At 60.2% G+C, this 16,749-nt stretch carries 14 protein-coding genes; 5 read left to right on the top strand and 9 right to left on the bottom strand.

Annotation, left to right across the window (positions count from 1 at the left end; all coding sequences use genetic code 11):
• Window positions 1-314 precede the first annotated feature (314 nt).
• The 4 genes from WDN46_06390 to zwf all read right to left on the bottom strand — a co-directional run bounded on the left by WDN46_06390 (window position 315) and on the right by zwf (window position 5,230).
• Window positions 315-983, bottom strand: coding sequence for a class II aldolase/adducin family protein (locus WDN46_06390; GenBank protein MEJ0093054.1), 669 nt, complete (start codon window positions 981-983; stop codon window positions 315-317).
• Between the two features lie 9 nt (window positions 984-992).
• The gene (gene eda, locus WDN46_06385; protein ID MEJ0093053.1) at window positions 993-1,604 is read right to left on the bottom strand and encodes a bifunctional 4-hydroxy-2-oxoglutarate aldolase/2-dehydro-3-deoxy-phosphogluconate aldolase; all 612 of its coding nucleotides are present in this window, start codon (window positions 1,602-1,604) and stop codon (window positions 993-995) included.
• Window positions 1,605-1,815: 211 nt separating this feature from the next.
• Window positions 1,816-3,627 (bottom strand): phosphogluconate dehydratase, encoded by a 1,812-nt coding sequence (gene edd / locus WDN46_06380; GenBank protein MEJ0093052.1) that lies wholly within the window; start codon window positions 3,625-3,627, stop codon window positions 1,816-1,818.
• Between the two features lie 127 nt (window positions 3,628-3,754).
• Complete coding sequence (gene zwf / locus WDN46_06375) at window positions 3,755-5,230, bottom strand: glucose-6-phosphate dehydrogenase (GenBank protein MEJ0093051.1); 1,476 nt, start codon at window positions 5,228-5,230, stop codon at window positions 3,755-3,757.
• A gap of 283 nt (window positions 5,231-5,513) precedes the next feature.
• Here zwf and WDN46_06370 point away from each other — a divergent pair, with 283 nt between their 5' ends.
• Window positions 5,514-7,001: a leucyl aminopeptidase family protein gene (locus tag WDN46_06370; protein MEJ0093050.1), complete on the top strand. Its 1,488-nt coding sequence runs from the start codon at window positions 5,514-5,516 to the stop codon at window positions 6,999-7,001.
• 68 nt (window positions 7,002-7,069) lie between these two features.
• On the opposite strand, the gene WDN46_06365 is transcribed toward WDN46_06370, so the two are convergent.
• Both WDN46_06365 and WDN46_06360 read right to left on the bottom strand, forming a co-directional pair.
• Window positions 7,070-7,798, bottom strand: coding sequence for a peptidoglycan-binding domain-containing protein (locus tag WDN46_06365; GenBank protein ID MEJ0093049.1), 729 nt, complete (start codon window positions 7,796-7,798; stop codon window positions 7,070-7,072).
• Complete coding sequence (locus WDN46_06360) at window positions 7,791-9,683, bottom strand: PAS domain-containing sensor histidine kinase (GenBank protein MEJ0093048.1); 1,893 nt, start codon at window positions 9,681-9,683, stop codon at window positions 7,791-7,793. The genes WDN46_06365 and WDN46_06360 overlap by 8 nt, the downstream gene beginning before the upstream one ends.
• Before the next feature lie 236 nt (window positions 9,684-9,919).
• On the opposite strand from WDN46_06360, the gene WDN46_06355 reads away from it, so the two are divergent.
• A complete protein-coding gene (locus WDN46_06355; protein MEJ0093047.1) occupies window positions 9,920-10,207 on the top strand; it encodes a hypothetical protein in 288 nt (95 codons plus the stop codon).
• Window positions 10,208-10,314: 107 nt separating this feature from the next.
• Window positions 10,315-10,743 (top strand): SufE family protein, encoded by a 429-nt coding sequence (locus WDN46_06350; GenBank protein ID MEJ0093046.1) that lies wholly within the window; start codon window positions 10,315-10,317, stop codon window positions 10,741-10,743.
• 120 nt (window positions 10,744-10,863) lie between these two features.
• On the opposite strand, the gene WDN46_06345 is transcribed toward WDN46_06350, so the two are convergent.
• Window positions 10,864-11,280, bottom strand: coding sequence for a MucR family transcriptional regulator (locus WDN46_06345; GenBank protein ID MEJ0093045.1), 417 nt, complete (start codon window positions 11,278-11,280; stop codon window positions 10,864-10,866).
• A 586-nt stretch (window positions 11,281-11,866) separates the two neighbouring features.
• Between WDN46_06345 and WDN46_06340 the strand changes: the two genes are divergently transcribed.
• Entirely contained in the window at window positions 11,867-14,026 is a 2,160-nt protein-coding gene (locus WDN46_06340; GenBank protein MEJ0093044.1) for a S9 family peptidase, read from the top strand.
• A gap of 2 nt (window positions 14,027-14,028) precedes the next feature.
• Here the strand turns inward: WDN46_06340 and WDN46_06335 are convergent, their stop codons facing one another.
• Window positions 14,029-15,018, bottom strand: coding sequence for a hypothetical protein (locus WDN46_06335; GenBank protein ID MEJ0093043.1), 990 nt, complete (start codon window positions 15,016-15,018; stop codon window positions 14,029-14,031).
• A 327-nt stretch (window positions 15,019-15,345) separates the two neighbouring features.
• Between WDN46_06335 and WDN46_06330 the strand changes: the two genes are divergently transcribed.
• On the top strand, window positions 15,346-15,945 hold the full coding sequence (locus WDN46_06330) for a superoxide dismutase (GenBank protein ID MEJ0093042.1): 600 nt from the start codon (window positions 15,346-15,348) through the stop codon (window positions 15,943-15,945).
• 107 nt (window positions 15,946-16,052) lie between these two features.
• On the opposite strand, the gene WDN46_06325 is transcribed toward WDN46_06330, so the two are convergent.
• A complete protein-coding gene (locus WDN46_06325) occupies window positions 16,053-16,688 on the bottom strand; it encodes an HPF/RaiA family ribosome-associated protein (GenBank protein ID MEJ0093041.1) in 636 nt (211 codons plus the stop codon).
• Window positions 16,689-16,749 lie beyond the last annotated feature (61 nt).

The raw sequence follows: 16,749 nt of genomic DNA, 5'->3' as shown, positions 1-16,749 counted from the left end.
GCCGCCGCCTATTGAGTCTATTTCAGACCGCCAAAGTCGAAGCTGACGAATGAGCATCAAAGGTTGCGCCCGCAGTTTGCGCCGCACAATGAGTTAATGCGTCGCACAAATCGGTTGACGCAAACATCACGCCAACCAGGACGGCACGTCGGCGCGCTGCCATGGCAATTTAGCAGATATTTCATGTATAATCATGCCGCAAAACTGTTGTTAATTCTGCATTTTCGCCGGGGCGGCGGTCTGGAAAGGCTGCTTTTGGCAGGGATGCAATTTATGGATCACATAAAAAAGCGCGGCGATCCGCCGCGCTTCCGTCATGGATTCTTGGCGGTTCGCCCCCGCCGCACTCCGTAATCCTTGAATTTTTCGACCGTCTTGGCGATTTCGTCATCGCTCAGCAGATGCGGCGCGCCGATTTGCAACGCCACCGCGTATTGTTTGGCCAAGGTTTCGAGCTCGACAGCGAGCCAGAGCGCCTCGCGCAGATCAGATCCGGTCGCGACCATTCCATGGTTGGCGAGAAGCGCGCAGGCGCGATCCTTCAGCGCCTCCAATACGGCAACCGATAATTCGGGCGTGCCATAGGTTTCATAGCGCGCGCAACGAATGGTGGGACCGCCCGCCGCCGCGATCATGTAATGGGCCGCAGGAATTTCCATGCGGCACATGGCGAAGGCCGTGCAATAGACCGGATGCGCGTGAACGACGGCGTTCACTTCCTTGCGCGTCGCCAGAATGTCGCGATGGAAACGCCATTCCGACGATGCGGCCAGCTCATGCTCGTAGCTGCCATCAATGTTCATGAACACAATATCGTCGGCGCTCATCTCATCATAAGGGAGGCCGGACGGCGTGATCAAAAGCCCATCATTCCAGCGCAAGGAAATATTGCCCGCCGTACCCTGATTGACGCCAAGTCGGGTCATGCTGCGGCAGGCCTCAACGATAGATTGCCGGACGGCGAATTCCTTGCCTTTAGCCATGTCCGACCTCTAGCTGCGGGCCAAAAGCGCCGAGGCTTCCCTCGCTAGCCGTTCAACGCCGGCGTAATCGCCAGCGGCTATAAGAGCCGGAGCGACCATCCAGGAGCCGCCGACGCAGGCTACATTGCCAAGCTCGAGATAGATCTTGGCTTTAGCTGAATCGATCCCGCCAGTCGGACAAAACACGAGATCTGGCAATGGCCCAGCGAGGGACGCCAGATATTTCGCTCCGCCCGCCGCCTCGGCTGGGAAAAACTTCAGGCAGCGAAATCCGCGCTCGTAGAGAGTCATGGCTTCGGATGCGGTGGCGACGCCGGGCAGGAAAGGAACGGGCGATTTCCGCGCCGGTCCTAAAAGCCGCCGCGTCATTCCGGGACTAACCAGAAAGGCGGCGCCAGCATCGATAGCCGCCTCAATATGCGCCGGTTCCGTGACCGTCCCGGCGCCGATGAGCGCCTCGGGAAATGCGCGCGCCAGCATGTCGATGGCCTTCAGCGCAGCCTTCGTGCGGAGCGTAACTTCGAGCACTGTAAGGCCGCCGGCGATCAGCGCCGTGGCTTGCGCCATCGCATCAGCGGCGTCGGCGACTTGCAACACCGGAATTACAGGCACCCGATTCATAAGTTCCAAGGTCGCATCGGTATGTCGATATTGCATTCTCTCCGCGCCTTTCAGCAACGATATCCATAATCTAGAGGAGATTTCAGTCTCCGTTTTTTTTAGTTGCGGCGCATGATCTCATCCGAAAAGTCTCCAACTTTTCGGGATCATGCTTTCGCTATTTCGACGCATGATCTCATCCGAAAAGTCTCCAACTTTTTGGGATCATGCTTTAACTGATGCTGCTCGCGCCCAACTCGGGACCGCTCGCTACAGCGCGAAACATGTGGAACAGCTCACGGCCATAGCCATATTCGAAGGCTTCGAGATCGCATGTCTCCAGCGGACGCCCTTTTAGTTCTTCCTCCGAAATCTCCACGGTCAAGATTCCAGCCTCCGCATCGAGACTGATCATGTCGCCGTTGCGCAGCTTGGCGATCGGACCGCCCGCTTGCGCCTCCGGCGTCACGTGAATCGCCGCCGGCACTTTGCCGGAAGCGCCGGACATGCGGCCATCGGTGACGAGCGCGACCTTGTGGCCATGCGCCATCACCGAAGCCAGGATCGGCGTCAGCTTGTGCAATTCCGGCATGCCGATCGCCTTGACGCCCTGAAAGCGCACCACCGCGACAAAATCGCGATTGAGTTCGCCCGCCTTGAACGCGGCCTCAACCTCTTCCTGCGCGTGGAAAATCAGGGCCGGCGCACGCACCGCGTGGCGCTCCGGGGCCACCGCGCTGATCTTGATCACGGCGCGGCCAAGATTGCCTCCAAGCACTTTTAGGCCGCCATCGACCGAGAACGGTTTGCTAAATGGACGCAATACGGACTCATCGAGGCTTTGCGGCGGCGCGTCGCGAAATTTGAGCTCCCCGTCATCGAGATAGGGCTCCTTCGCATGGTCGGCCAGCGGGGCGCCCGTGACGGTCTCGGCGTCGGGATGCAAGAGCCCCGCCTGCAGCAATTGCCCGATGAGAAAACCCGTGCCTCCGGCGGCGGTGAAGTGATTCACGTCGGCCGAGCCGTTGGGATAGATTCGGGTCAACAGAGGAACAACTTTCGAAAGATCGCTGAAATCTTCCAAGGTCAGGATTATGCCTCCCGCGCGGGCCATAGCGATCAGGTGAATGACGTGATTGGTCGAGCCGCCCGTCGCATGCAAGGCGACGACGCCATTGACGAAAGCGCGCTCGTCGAGAATCTTCGACGTCGGCGTGTAATCATTGCCGAGGGCGGTGATCGCCAAGGCGCGCTTTGCCGCAGCGGCGGTAAGCGCGTCGCGCAGCGGCGTATTGGGATTGACGAAAGAGCTGCCCGGCAAGTGCAGGCCCATCGCCTCCATCAGCATCTGGTTGGAATTCGCTGTCCCGTAAAAGGTGCAGGTCCCCGGCGCGTGATAAGAGCCCGCCTCCACTTCGAGCAACTCCGCGCGAGACGCTTTGCCCTCCGCAAAAAGCTGGCGCAGTTTTGACTTGGCGTCATTGGAAACCCCAGAGGGCATTGGTCCTGCGGGAACAAAGACCGCGGGCAGATGCCCATAGGCCTGCGCGGCGATCACAAGGCCGGGGACGATCTTGTCGCAAATGCCGAGAAATACGGCGGCGTCGAACATATCATGCGACAAGGCGATCGAGGCCGAGAGGGCGATCACATCGCGTGAGAACAGCGACAGCTCCATGCCGGCGCGGCCTTGCGTGACCCCATCGCACATCGCCGGCACGCCGCCCGCAACCTGCGCGACGCCGCCGACATCCCGCGCGGCCTGCTTGATGATCGCCGGGAAGCCCTCATAAGGCTGATGCGCCGAGAGCATGTCATTATAGGCGGTGACAATCGCCAGATTGGGAACGATGTCGGCGCGCAATTCTTGCTTATCGTGGACGCCGCAAGCCGCAAAGCCATGCGCGAGATTGGCGCATCCGAGCGCGCCGCGGCGCGGCCCCTTCAGCCGCATCGCCCCCATGCGCGACAAATAGGCTTCGCGCGTCGGTCGGCTTCGTTCGGCTATCCGCGCCGTAACGTCGGCGATTGTCTGCTGAACCATGGTCGCTCCCGATGTTCGAAACCTGGCGCCCGTGATCAGGCCGCAAGGCGCGCCCTCCGACATTAGAGAACGCATGCAGTCGTCCATAAAAAAACTTGCAGTCGTTAAAGATCCGCCGAGGCGACGATCAGCTCGTTTCCTCGTACCAGCTTCTTCCATCGCGCTCGACGAGGGCGGTCGCGGTCGCCGGCCCCCATGTGCCCGCGAGATAGAAACGCGGCTCCAACGGCGATTGGTTCCACGCCTCGCGGATTGGGTCAACCCAGCGCCACGCGGTTTCGACTTCATCGCGCCGCATGAACAGCGTCGCATTGCCGCGAATGACATCCATCAACAAACGCTCATAGGCTTCCGGCGCGTAGATCTTGAACGCCTCGGCGAAATCCATGTCGAGCGGCACATGGCGCATGCGCATCCCTCCAGCGCCCGGCTCTTTCAACATCAGCCACAGCTTGATGCCCTCATCCGGCTGCAGCCGAACCACTAACCGCGTCGGAGAAATTTTGCCCGTCTCGCCGCTGAATATCGAATGCGGAATCGAACGGAAAGTGACGATCAGCTCAGAAACTCTTTTCGGCAACCGCTTGCCTGTGCGCAGATAGAACGGCGTGTTGGCCCAGCGCCAGTTAGCGATCGTCGCCTTGATCGCAACGAAAGTCTCGACGGTCGTGCTCGGATTGCCGACATCTTCCGGATAGCCCGGCACGGCCCCGCTGGCGCTGGCCCCGGCGCGATACTGGCCGCGCACGGTGAGCGACTCGGCATTGCTTGCGTCAATGGGAGCGAGAGATTTCAGCACCTTCAGCTTCTCGTCGCGCACAGCATCGGCATCGAGCGAGGCCGGCGGCTCCATGGCGACGAGACACAGGAGCTGCAGCAAATGGTTCTGCACCATGTCGCGCAATGCGCCAGCGCTTTCGTAGTAGGCGCCTCGTCCCTCGACGCCGATTGTCTCGGCGACCGTGATCTCCACATGATCAATGTGAGCGGAGTTCCACAACGGCTCAAACAAAGCATTGGCGAAGCGCAACGCCATCAAATTCTGCACCGTCTCTTTGCCGAGATAGTGATCTATCCGGTAAATCTGGCTCTCGGCGAAAACCGCGCCGATCGCGTCATTGATCCGCGCGGCGGAGGCGCCGTCCTTGCCGATCGGCTTCTCGACGATGATGCGCGATTCCGGCGTAATCAACGCATGCGCGGCGACCTGCGCGGCGATTGGGCCGAAGCGGTCAGGCGCGGTCGCAAGGTAGAACGCCCGCACGCGAGCGGAATTGTCGGAGAACTTCCGGCTCAACACATCCCAACCGGCATCGCTGCCAATATCGAGGCTGACGTAATCGATCATCTCCAAAAAGGCATTGACGGATTCGGCCTTGGTCGCTTCGGTCGAGAATTGCTGCAACGCTTTGGCGATCGTCCCGCGAAATGTATCCGCGTCAAAGTCATGGCGCGCCGCGCCGATAATTCGCGTCGGCTCGGAAAACTGTCCGTCGAGGAATCGCCTGAACAGGGCTGGAAACAATTTCCGATATGCGAGATCGCCGGTTCCGCCGAACACCACGAGATCAAAAGGCTCAACTTTCACAATGCGCGAAACCATCGCTTGCCTTTCCGTTCGAGGCCGAGGACCCGTCAAGGTTTGGACCGCCAAGTTGATACAATTTCTAGCGTCCTGACAATTGCTTAAGCCTAGCTTCCGCAGCCTATTCCCCCCGGACCTGCTCAAGGATTCGTTGTAAGCGGGCTTCAAATCCTCTTTCGGAAGCGGAACGCGGCGAGACGAGCTTTTGCTTTGCGCCGCGGGCCATGAAACGCTAACCGTGGAGAGTGGCGACCGGCGCCGCCGCTCGTTTCAATTTGCGTTTTTTTCGCGGGAGTTTCCAATGTCTTTTCTTCGTGAACCTTCGGCCGACGCCACGCCGATCTGGTTCGTTACGGCTAAGACATGGCCGCAGATTCGGGCGGGACTGCCAGCGTCCGCCACCGCTTTCGCCAACGCCTGCGGCTTTGAGCCAACTCCCGGCCGCAGCCAGATTCTGCCGGACGCCACAGGAGCCATTTTGGCGGCGCTGTTCGGGATCGAGACCGATGACGCGCGCATAAAGGATCTTCTCCTGCCCGGCAAACTGGCGACGGCGCTTCCGCCCGGCCTCTACCGTTACGCGAACAGCCCGCATAATCCAACGCTGGCCGCTCTATCGTGGCTGCTGTCGACCTATCGCTTCAGCCGCTACAAAATGGATTCATCCGAGCAGCCGCAACTCTGCGCGCCGCATGGCGTCGACGTTCAACGCCTGGAGCGCATCGCCAAGGCCATGACGCTCGGGCGCGATCTTATCAACACGCCCGCCAATGATCTCGGCCCCGCTGCGCTGGAGGAAGCGGCCTTGAGCCTCGCAACGCAATTCAATGCGCATGTGTTGGTTGTGCGCGGCGATGAATTGCTGGAGGCCGACCTGCCGCTGATCCATGCAGTTGGGCGCGCCGCAGCGGAGGTTCCAAGGCTCGTTGATTTCAGTTGGGGCGACCCAAGCCATCCCAAACTAACCCTTGTCGGCAAAGGGGTTTGCTTTGATTCGGGCGGATTGGACATCAAGCCGTCGGCTGGCATGCTTCTCATGAAAAAAGACATGGGCGGCGCGGCAACGGCTCTGGCGCTCGCCTCGATGATCATGGAGGCCGATCTGCCGGTGCGCCTACGCGTGCTGTTGCCGATCGTCGAAAATGCGATCTCCGCCAACGCTTTCCGGCCGGGCGATATTTTTCCAAGCCGGAAGGGTCTTTCCGTCGAAATCGGCAATACCGACGCCGAGGGGCGGCTGATTCTCGCCGACGCTCTGGCGCTTGCGGATGAGGAAGCCCCTGAACTCCTCATCGATTTCGCCACCTTGACGGGCGCGGCGCGGGTGGCGCTCGGCCCGGATCTGCCGCCCTTCTACACGATGGACGATGACCTTGCGGCCGACATCGCCCGCTTTAGCGCCGCGAGTCAGGATCCTGTCTGGCGGATGCCGCTTTGGGACGCCTATGACAAGATGCTCGACAGCAAGATCGCCGACGTCAATAACGTCGGCGGCGGTCCCTTCGCCGGCTCGATCACGGCGGCTTTGTTCCTGCGCCGCTTTGTCGAAAAGGCGCAGAGCTGGGCGCATTTCGACGTCTACGGCTGGGCTCCGGCGGCAAAGTCCGGCCGGCCCGAGGGAGGCGAGATTCAAGCGGCGCGCTTGCTCTATGATCTCGTCGAGGCGCGATTTGGAGCCGGGGCGAACGCCGGACGGCCAGCCGGAAGTCCCAGAATCGTCCACCACATCAAAGCGACGATCAGCGACGCCGACATGGAAGAGGTCGGATTGGACGATAAAACGCGGTAGGGCTCGGATGAGATACGGACGGAGATTGGACAGCGTCGCCTTAACTTCGCGCTGGCCAAGCTCATCCCCTAGTTGATCGGGATGCCCGCATCGGCGCTCAGCTGCCGCAGCAATGCCGGCGTGAGTTCGCCATGGGCCGGGCGTCCGTGATCCCGCTCATAGCGCTCGATCGCTTGCCGCGTGGTCGCCCCGGCGACTCCATCGGCCTTCAGGACAAACCCCAATTTGACCAGCGCTCGTTGCGCCGCGAGCACCGTTGCGCTCGGGCGCGCCGAGGCGCCCTGCGGCTCATGCGCATTCGCCTGCAGCAATTGTGAAATTGGATCCAGGGGCCTGGCTTCGACCGCCTCCGCGCTTTGCGCGCCGGATGCTTGACGCGGATGCCCGTTCGCGGGCTTTTCGACTGGCGGCTCAAGATGCGCCTTTTCCGGCAAACTCTCATTTGGCTGAGGAGCCGCCGCCGCGCTGGGTTGCGGTCTTGGCGCGGGGACCGGAAGAGGCGCCGGAAGCGACTCGACCACAGCCGGCTCGTTCAATGCCGACGCCGGCGCGCGGCGCGCAAAGAGCGGCGCCGGATGATGCCTCTTTTGCAAGGTGAGGGCGTTGATCGCAATTCCGGCGATCGCTGCAACGCAAAGCGCGCTGGCGATGACGGCCAAGTAGCGCTGCGTCTGAACCTTCCGCCGGCCGGAGCCGCGCCGCTTCGTTGTTGGCGCTTTGCTGCGAGTCCGCTTCGGCCTCGCGGCCGGTTCAGCCAGAATGTAATCATGATCGGCGGCAGCCAGGGCTTCACGCAATTTTCTTCACCGTCATTTGTTGGAAAACCTCATATTGTTCGTCGCCGCGGCGGTAGCGGCCAATCGTATCGATCCTCGCGGACGACTGCCCTTTATTGATGGCGGAACGGCAATCGAGCGGCAGGCGCACGAGGACGCATGTCCCTTGGTCCGGCTCGCTCGCCACGGTGATCGATCCGCCGTGGAGTCCGACGAGACCTCGCACGATCGACAGGCCAAGCCCTGTGCCTTCAAACGGCCGATCGAGCGATGCTTTGGCCTGGAAAAATGGATTGCCGAGACGGGCGAGATCCTGCGCGTTGATCCCGCTCCCCGTATCGGCCACGAAGATCAGAAGCGAGTTTCCTTCCGGCTTCGCGCTAACCGTCACCGTCCCCCGCGCGGGCGTGAACTTCACCGCATTCGAGATGAGATTTATCAGGATCTGTTTGCAAGCGCGCTTGTCGCCGATGACCTCCTCCAGTCCATTGGGGCAAACGCGCGCAAGCTCGATGCCGCGCTCGCCGGCGTCGAGTTTGACCATGTCGCAGCAAAGATCAATGAGCGGACCGACGGAGAACGGCGCCGGCGAAAGGTCGAACGAACCGGATTGGATCTTGGAAAGATCGAGGATCGAATTGACCATGGCGAGCAGATGCTGTCCCGATTGCAGGATGATCTGCGCATATTCGCGCTGCTTGTCGCGATCCCGCGGGGCCAATTGCGCATCGGCGAGGAATTCGGAAAAGCCGATGATCGCATTCAGCGGCGTACGCAGTTCATGGCTCATATTGGCGAGGAAATGATCTTTGGAGAGGCCCGCTTCCTCGGCGTCGGCGCGGGCCAATCGCAATTCGTCCCTACCCCGCTTCGCCTCTGTAACGTCCCGAAAAACGGCGATGGCGCCTTCTCCAGGCCTGCCACCTTGCTGCAGCGGGCGCGGCTCGTCGCATCGTCGCGCCCGCATGCGGAGCCAGACAAACACTGGCTCGGCGTAGGCGCCGCGCTCGATGACGGCGGAGGTTCGCAGACGCAAGGTCGCCTCGACCGTCGTCAAGCCAAGGCAGGCCTCCGCAATCGCTTTCAAGAACGTGGGTCGGTCGGCGATATGAACATGTTCAAAGAAGCCGCGGCCCATTAATTCGCTGGGCGGCAAACCGAACAGGTTCTGGCAATTGCGGCTGACGGAGGTCGCCGCGCCGGAGCGGTCATGCGTGACGACCAGATCGTCGATCGCCTCCGTGAGAGCGGTGAAGCGTTCGGCTTGAAGCTGTTCGGCCTTTGAACGTCTCGTTTGCAGCCGCGCGAAGCCGACCGCCATGAAGGTGGCGTAGAGGATGGCTGGAACGAGAAAAACGCTCGCCTCGGCGACGTTTGGGAAGGATTTTGAAAATCCCAGCGCCTCGATGGCGAAGAGGATCAGAACGGCGAGCGCGGCGAGGCCGCCACTAACGCAGATGAGAATGGCGTTGAGCGAAAAAAGGCTGTCGAGCGGCGCGAGAATCAACCAGGCGAGCGCGGCATGATCGCCGCCGCTGATCGCCGCCGTCAGACTCGCGGCGATCAGGCTGAAGGTCGACATCGCTTCGGCTCGAACGAGGTCGCCAGTGGCGGAGAGCAAAGCGATGGCGCCAAGCGGCAGGATCAGCCAGACGAAGACCAGCGCATCGAGCAGCGTCGGCGGGCCATGCGTCGCCAGATAGATAGGGGCGGCCGCGGCGACGGCCAGCGAAGTCGCCAGCCGGCGCAGAATGAAGTTTTCCTGCAAAGCCCGCTCACCCGGGGAGCCTAAAGCGCCCGGATAGACCAAAGTGGCGATCTGGCCCTTGAGGCTCAGAGAATAACCCAAAATCCACTCCGTGCTGCGCCGCTGCCCCTCGGCGGCGGTCCGGGGCAAGCCTGCCATCCGCGTGTTAAGTTCGCACTAAGCCCGCACGCTGAAGATGCGCCGCAACGCGAAAAAACGCGATTTGCCTGAAAGAGGCCCAGTAAACTCAAGCTATGGTATAGAAACTCTTGCCATTTCGGCTTGGACGCTTGGACCCAAAGCTATTGCGAGCAAGGCCGTTTTAGCCGCTCGCTTTGTGCGGATTTTAATAAAGCGCGCTTACAAGCAGATCTCCGCCACAGGGAGGTCGATCGATGTGGTTTCTTATTCGCTGCGCCTTCTGGCTCACCATCGTGTTCGCCTCGATCGACTGGGAGCAAGACGCCGATCCAAAGCTCGCCTCTCCGGCTGCGGTTTGGTCAACCGCGCGCGAGTTTCTTGGAAAATCGCTCGAACAAGCCCGCGCCCAAGGCGAGAAGGCCTGCGCCGACGCGCCGGTCGCTTGCCTCGAGGCGGCGACCAGAATCAGCCAAATCGGCGCGGAGAAGCGGCCTGAGGTCAAAGCCAAGGCCCCGGCGACGACTGCGGCGGCGATGCATTAATGCGAAAAAACTGCCGTGATGGGCGGCGGCTCTAGATAGATCCCGCTCGCCTCGCACATATCTTGCCTATATAGAGAAAGATCACTTCTATCGCGGCTCGGATCGCTATGAACATCGACGAAATCATTGAGAACTTTACCTATCTCGACGATTGGGACGATCGTTATCGCTATCTGATCGAACTCGGCCGCACGCTGGAGTCTCTCGACGAGGCGGCGCACAATGATGTGAATAAAGTTCGCGGATGCGCTAGTCAGGTCTGGCTCGAGACTCGTATAGCGCCCGACGCCTCGGGCGCGCCCGTATTGACGATGAAGGGCGACAGCGACGCGCATATTGTGCGCGGCCTGATAGCGCTGGTGCTGGCGCTCTATTCGGGTCAGACGGCGCCAAAAATCCTCGCCACCGATGCGCAAGACTTGTTTCAGAAGCTGGGCCTTTCGGCGCATCTGACGCCTCAGCGCAGCAACGGCGTGCGTTCGATGGTCGAGCGGATCAAAAGCGACGCACGCATGGCGCTCGCTGCCGTCAGCTGAAACGCCGCCGCGCCCGGTGCGAAGCGCGCCAAGCGACTTTCCCCAGATTTGTCGAATGTTAAAGCGATCGCGCTGGGAGGCAGCGCAACCCTACCCAGCGCTCTGATCGAATGGCTTTTTTTAGCGCAGAAGCCGGCGTTGCTGCCCAAGACCCATTTGCTTGGCCAGATTTGAGCGCGCCTTTGCGTAATTTGGCGCAACCATCGGATAATCCGGCGCAAGACCCCATTTCTCGCGGTATTCATCCGGAGACATGTTGTATTGGGTGCGCAGATGCCGCTTCAATGACTTGAATTTCCGTCCGTCTTCGAGGCAAACCAGGAAGTCATTAGTGACTGATTTCTTGGCGGGAACGGCGGGTTTCGGCGCCTCGACCGTCGGCGCGACGACTCCCGAGGTGACGCGCAGCAATGCCGAATGGACTTCGCTGATGAGCGAAGGTAGATCGCTGGCCGGCACCGAATTGTTGCTGACATAGGCTGACACAATGTCAGCAGCCAATTCTATGTAACTGTTGGAACCCGACGTCTCGCTCATGGCGCTTAATATCCCGAGTAGAAGGCGTCACCGTGGGAATGCGGACCAAAATAGCGACATCGTAGTTTCCGCATAAGGTGACAAGACCCTATCAAACAAAAGTTCTTTTAAGCGACCGTCTCGAATCGACTTTTAAGAACATTTTCCTTTTCTAAGACCAAAACTTTGCATCCGCAAGTAGCTATGAGCACACTTTATTCGTTACAAGCAAAAAAACGCTAAATGCTCCTGCTCGGCTCAAATCAACGTAGTGGTAATTAAGGCTGCGTCAAGGATTGACGCCCGCTGGCGCCGCGCCGCTTGTCACAATTGACGAATACCTAAGCAGCCTGCGGCAAAATGCAAATGCGGCTTGCCGATCAAACAGCGCTTCAATATTTTGTCCGAATAAGAGCGAACTATGACAAGTTGAACAAGATTGCGACGACCAACGCCGGATGGCGCGCGAAGCTAACGCCTGAGAGTAATTAGCAATCATGGCGCGGCGCGAGCTTTCGCCGAACCCGGTTAGGATCAGACGGCGCCAGCGCTCTATTCATGTGTTTGCCGCTGGGCGATTAAATGAACTCTACCTCAAGGAAAGTTTATGCAAGGCAAACCAATGAAGGCGCTCGCCGATGCCGGCGCAATGAGCGAGCGCGCGCAAACGCTTTCGGCGCCGCCGCCGGCTATCGAGAAACGCCTGGAGACAAAAATTGCGCATGGCGTGACGCTCAGGGACGAATATGCGTGGCTGAAAGCCGCGAATTGGCAGGAGGCTCTGCGCGACCCCGACGCCCTCCCCGCGCCCATTCGCGCCGTGATCGAGGCCGAAAATGATTTCGCCGAGCAAATTCTGAAGCCGGAAGCGCAGTTACGCAAAGCTCTCGTCAAGGAAATGCGCGGGCGAATCAAGGAAGACGACGCCGAGGTTCCCTTCCCGGACGGCGGATATCTTTATTACGCGCGGCACATGGAGGGCGGCCAGCATCCGATCTTCTGCCGCTCGCAGCTCGACGGCTCGGGCGAGGAAATTTTGCTCGACGGCGACAAAGAGGCATCGGGCAAAAGCTTTTTCGAGATTGCCGAGGCGCGTCACTCTCCAGATCACGCCAAGCTCGGCTGGAGCTCGGACGAGAACGGCTCAGAACTTCATTCAATTAGCGTTCGCGATCTCCTTTCGGGCAAAGACGGCGCGGATGTGATTGCGCATACTGACGGCGGCCTCGTTTGGACTGCCGATTCGAAGCAATTCTATTATGTGCGGATCGACGGGAATCATCGCCCCAGCGCAATTTTCCGGCATGAGATCGGCTCTGATCCAGCAACCGACGTCCTCGTTTTTGAAGAACGCGACTCGCGCTGGTTTCTTCATGTCAGTCGCAGCCAATCGGGCGCCTACGCCATCATCAGCGTCAGCGATCATGATTCATCCGAATGCCATCTCCTCGACCTTAGCGATCCCGAGGCCAAGCCGGGCTTGATCGAAGCGCGCGCGCCGGGGATCCGTTATGAAGTCGAACATCGCGGCGACCGGCTCTACATTAAAACCAACGCCGACGGAGCGGAAGACTTCAAGATCGTCGCGCCGCCGCTCGCAACGCCTGGCAAGGCGTTCTGGGTCGATGAAGTCGCGCATAGACTCGGCCGCATGATTATCGCTGTCTCGTTGTTTCCCGATTATCTCGTGCGGCTGGAGCGCGAGGCCGGACTACCGCGCATCATTGTCCGAAGTTTCGAGACGGGCGAAGAACACGCGATCGCCTTTGCCGAAGAAGCCTATTCTCTCGGCGTCAGCGAACGGCTTCAATATAATTCGCGCCTGCTCCGCTTCACCTATTCTTCGATGACGACGCCGCGCGAGACCTACGATTATGATCTCGCGACCCGCGCGCGCCGCCTCCGCAAGCGCCAAACCATCCCTTCGGGACATGAGGCCGCCGCTTACGTCACCAGTCGGTTGTTCGCAAAGGCCCCGGATGGCGAAGAAGTCCCCGTTTCGATTCTTTACCGCCGCGATCTCGCCCTCGATGGCTCAGCGCCGGTTCTGCTTTACGGCTACGGCGCCTATGGCAGCCCGACCTCCGCCTCGTTCAGCACGACGCGGCTCTCTCTCGTCGATCGCGGTTTCATCTATGCGATCGCCCATGTGCGCGGCGGGACCGAAAAAGGCTGGCGCTGGTACACGGAGGGAAAACTTGAGCATAAGCCGAATACATTTTCGGATTTCATCGCGGCCGCCCGCTGCCTGATTGAAAAAGGTTTTACGCAGCCAGGACGCATCGTCATTCAGGGCGCCAGCGCCGGCGGCATGTTGATGGGCGCGGCGGTCAATCTCGCGCCCGAGCTTTTCGCCGGCGTCATCGCCGACGTGCCTTTCGTCGATGTTCTGAATACGATGCTCGACGCGGATTTGCCGCTAACCCCGCCCGAATGGCTCGAATGGGGCAATCCGATCAAGGACGCCAGTGCTTTTGCGACGATTCGCGGCTATTCGCCATATGACAACGTCACGCCTCGACATTACCCGCCGATCCTCGCCCTTGGCGGCCTGACCGACCCTCGCGTCACTTATTGGGAGCCGCTGAAATGGGTGGCGCGCTTGCGCGCGATCATGACCGGCGGCGGACCTATTCTGTTGAAAACCAATATGGGCGCGGGGCATGGCGGCGCCCCGGGGCGGTTCGATCGCCTGGAGGAAGTGGCGCTGCAATTTGCCTTCGCTTTGGCCTGCGTTGAGAGCAAGTTCAAGACAAAGGCGGCGTAGCTCTAAAGGCCGCCGCGCGCTTGAGCGTCCATAAAGGCTTTCAGTTCAGCCATGGACAAGAAATAGAACGCGCCGCGGTCCGAATGGGCTTCAATCGAACCATCCACATACATGGTGTAGGCCGTTCCCTCCGACTCATAGCGCCCGATGACGGTCAATCCCTCTCGAGGTTGACGACGCGGAGGCTCGAGCGGCGCTTGCGTGGGCTCCGGGCCAAGAGGCTGCGGCGAGGCGATGTCGGCGCGAGGATTATGAGTTGCCGGAGCATCCTCGCGCGGGGCCGGGGCCATTTCTCTCGACCCGGCCGCTGCGGATCGTGAGCCTGCATCCCCATGCGCAAAATGCTGCGGCGCAATGTCTTTGAGATCGACCGCTCGCGGCAAGCCAAACGATATCGGCGCGGCGCGTGGCGGAACGGGAGGGACCGGCGCAACCTCAGGCCGGCCTTGCGTCCGGGTCGCATCCGCAGCTTCTTGCGGGAGGGACCTGGATTCCGGCTCTTTTCTGGCTTTCTCGGCCACTAGCCGGCGAATATCCTCAATCGAGATCTGAGCGGCCGGCGCGGCCCCGGGCGGTCCCAACCGCTGATCGGCGATGATGGGCTCGTCAATGGCTTCGAAATCCGGCTCCCGCTCCGCGTATAATGGAGCCTCGGGCTCGCGCTCGAAGTGGATTGGAGGCGTCGCCTCCTGCTCGGCCCTATCTGCGAAGATTGGAGCCTCGATGCCGACGCCCGGGGAGCCCGCCTCCCACGCGGGACGAGCGGCGCGCTCGCGAGCAAGCTTCTCGGTCTTGAGGAAGGCGCGCAATCTTCCAAGACTGTGCAAAATCAGCCCGAGCGCCATCGTCACGACGCCGCCCGCGAGCACCGCAGCGCCCGCGATGACGCTCGACCACCCGCGCTCGACATTGACTATGCCGTAACCAAACGAGATCGAGAGGGCGCCGCAAACCGCGAGGAAGAGCCCGACGATCAGAACTAAATAGCTCATTGTCTCATATCCGCGCGCGGCTTGATTCTGAATGAATGCGACGCGCCGCCGGACGCGCAGAAATAGGAAGCTAGCCTCAAAAGACGCCTCTTCAAAATTGCTTTCCTGACGCCGCCATCACGGAACAATTCGTTTTCGTATGATCGGGAACGCATTGAAAGGCAAACTGTTTGAAAAAGTAACGTTGTGTAAATCGAGCTCAGCCGCCTCAAAAGCCGCCGGACGTTGGCGGGGCAGTTGCTGCGCCGCGCGAGGCCGTCTACTTAGGGGTCGATGCGGCCCGACCCGACGCGTTTGCGGCCCGCATTTGTAATTCAGGAGCTTTCAATGTCGTTCACTTTGCCTGAACTCCCATATGCGTATGAAGCTCTCCAGCCCTATATGTCGAAGGAGACGCTTGAGTATCACCACGACAAGCATCACGCCGCCTACGTGACCAACGCCAACAATCTCATCAAGGGCACGGGGCTTGAAGACAAATCCTTGGAAGAGGTCGTCAAGGAAAGCTACGGCAAAAACGTCCCGCTGTTCAATAATGCGGCGCAGCATTACAACCACATCGAATTCTGGAAATGGATGAAGCCGAATGGCGGCGGTTCAATTCCCGGCGTTCTCGAGAAAGCGTTGATCGATGGTTTTGGATCGGTGGCCAAAGCCAAGGAAGATCTGATTCAGGCCGGCGTCGGCCAATTCGGCTCGGGCTGGGCCTGGCTCGAATTCAAGAATGGCAAAGTTTCCGTTGCGAAGACCCCCAACGGCGAAAATCCGCTCGTCCACGGCGGCGTGCCGCTCCTTGGCGTCGATGTTTGGGAACACAGCTATTACATCGATTATCGCAACCGCCGCCCCGATTATCTCAAGGCCTTCGTCGAAAATCTGGTCAATTGGGAATATGTCGCGGAACGCTACAGCAAGGCCGCAAAATAGCTTTCGTCAATTGATGCGCCGATAGGTCGGCGGCCATCTTGAGCATGGAAGCGGGATCGCCTGATGCGCGATCCCGCACGATGAAGCAATCGCTTTGGCGCGGAGCCTCACGCGTCGGTTAGAACTGTTCCGGGGCTCCCTGCCGCATCCTCATCAGGAGCCTTTTCGGTTGAGCCGTGCGCGCCGAGTCGCTCGACGAGATAGACCGCGCAGGCTTGCGGCCCCATGACCCCTTCAGTCGTCGCGCGCGCAATTTGCACCATGATGCCCAGCTTGAGGGCCGCGAAATCGCCTTTCATCACGGCATTACGCGTAAAGTAGAGGTCGGGCGAGCCTTTCACCTCCACAAAACCATGATTTTGTTCCGGAAATAGCCGCACGACCACGCCGGTCTCGAGCGCTTTCTCATGCCGTTTGACATTGCCTTGCAGGATCGCGGCGAACTGCTCAATCTGGCGCTGCACCGCCTCGAAAACGCGGCTGACGACGCCGTTGTGATCCCCCGATCGCTTGGCCGCCGACTTCGCGACGATCAGCGGGCGACCCGGCACTTCGACCTCGACGCAGATCGAGATCGGCATTTGCGCTTTCCTCAAACCTCGGTGCGACGCTGCGGCGACGACCCGGCAACCAATGATATGAGCGTGGAAATGTTCGAGGCGCTCAACTCTGTCACGGATGAGTCTCTCCAAAGTGACCGAATGATCAAGGTCGCGGAAAACGATCTGCAGCGGTCGGTCCATGCGTCTTCTCCTCAATCGAAAGGGCCAGCCGAACGCCTCGGCGAGCCTGGAGAAAATGCCG

This window comes from Methylocella sp. (genome assembly GCA_037200525.1).
Lineage (GTDB): Bacteria > Pseudomonadota > Alphaproteobacteria > Rhizobiales > Beijerinckiaceae > Methylocapsa.
The sequence above is the reverse complement of the archived record's forward strand: the minus strand, read 5'-3'. Positions and strand labels throughout refer to the sequence as shown.

Coding starts and splice junctions, on each gene's coding strand:
- WDN46_06390 (MEJ0093054.1), bottom strand. CDS start 983: ATGGCTAAAGGCAAGGAATTCGCCGTCCGGCAATCTATCGTTGAGGCC.
- eda (MEJ0093053.1), bottom strand. CDS start 1,604: ATGAATCGGGTGCCTGTAATTCCGGTGTTGCAAGTCGCCGACGCCGCT.
- edd (MEJ0093052.1), bottom strand. CDS start 3,627: ATGGTTCAGCAGACAATCGCCGACGTTACGGCGCGGATAGCCGAACGA.
- zwf (MEJ0093051.1), bottom strand. CDS start 5,230: ATGGTTTCGCGCATTGTGAAAGTTGAGCCTTTTGATCTCGTGGTGTTC.
- WDN46_06370 (MEJ0093050.1), top strand. CDS start 5,514: ATGTCTTTTCTTCGTGAACCTTCGGCCGACGCCACGCCGATCTGGTTC.
- WDN46_06360 (MEJ0093048.1), bottom strand. CDS start 9,683: ATGGCAGGCTTGCCCCGGACCGCCGCCGAGGGGCAGCGGCGCAGCACG.
- WDN46_06355 (MEJ0093047.1), top strand. CDS start 9,920: ATGTGGTTTCTTATTCGCTGCGCCTTCTGGCTCACCATCGTGTTCGCC.
- WDN46_06350 (MEJ0093046.1), top strand. CDS start 10,315: ATGAACATCGACGAAATCATTGAGAACTTTACCTATCTCGACGATTGG.
- WDN46_06345 (MEJ0093045.1), bottom strand. CDS start 11,280: ATGAGCGAGACGTCGGGTTCCAACAGTTACATAGAATTGGCTGCTGAC.
- WDN46_06340 (MEJ0093044.1), top strand. CDS start 11,867: ATGCAAGGCAAACCAATGAAGGCGCTCGCCGATGCCGGCGCAATGAGC.
- WDN46_06335 (MEJ0093043.1), bottom strand. CDS start 15,018: ATGAGCTATTTAGTTCTGATCGTCGGGCTCTTCCTCGCGGTTTGCGGC.
- WDN46_06330 (MEJ0093042.1), top strand. CDS start 15,346: ATGTCGTTCACTTTGCCTGAACTCCCATATGCGTATGAAGCTCTCCAG.
- WDN46_06325 (MEJ0093041.1), bottom strand. CDS start 16,688: ATGGACCGACCGCTGCAGATCGTTTTCCGCGACCTTGATCATTCGGTC.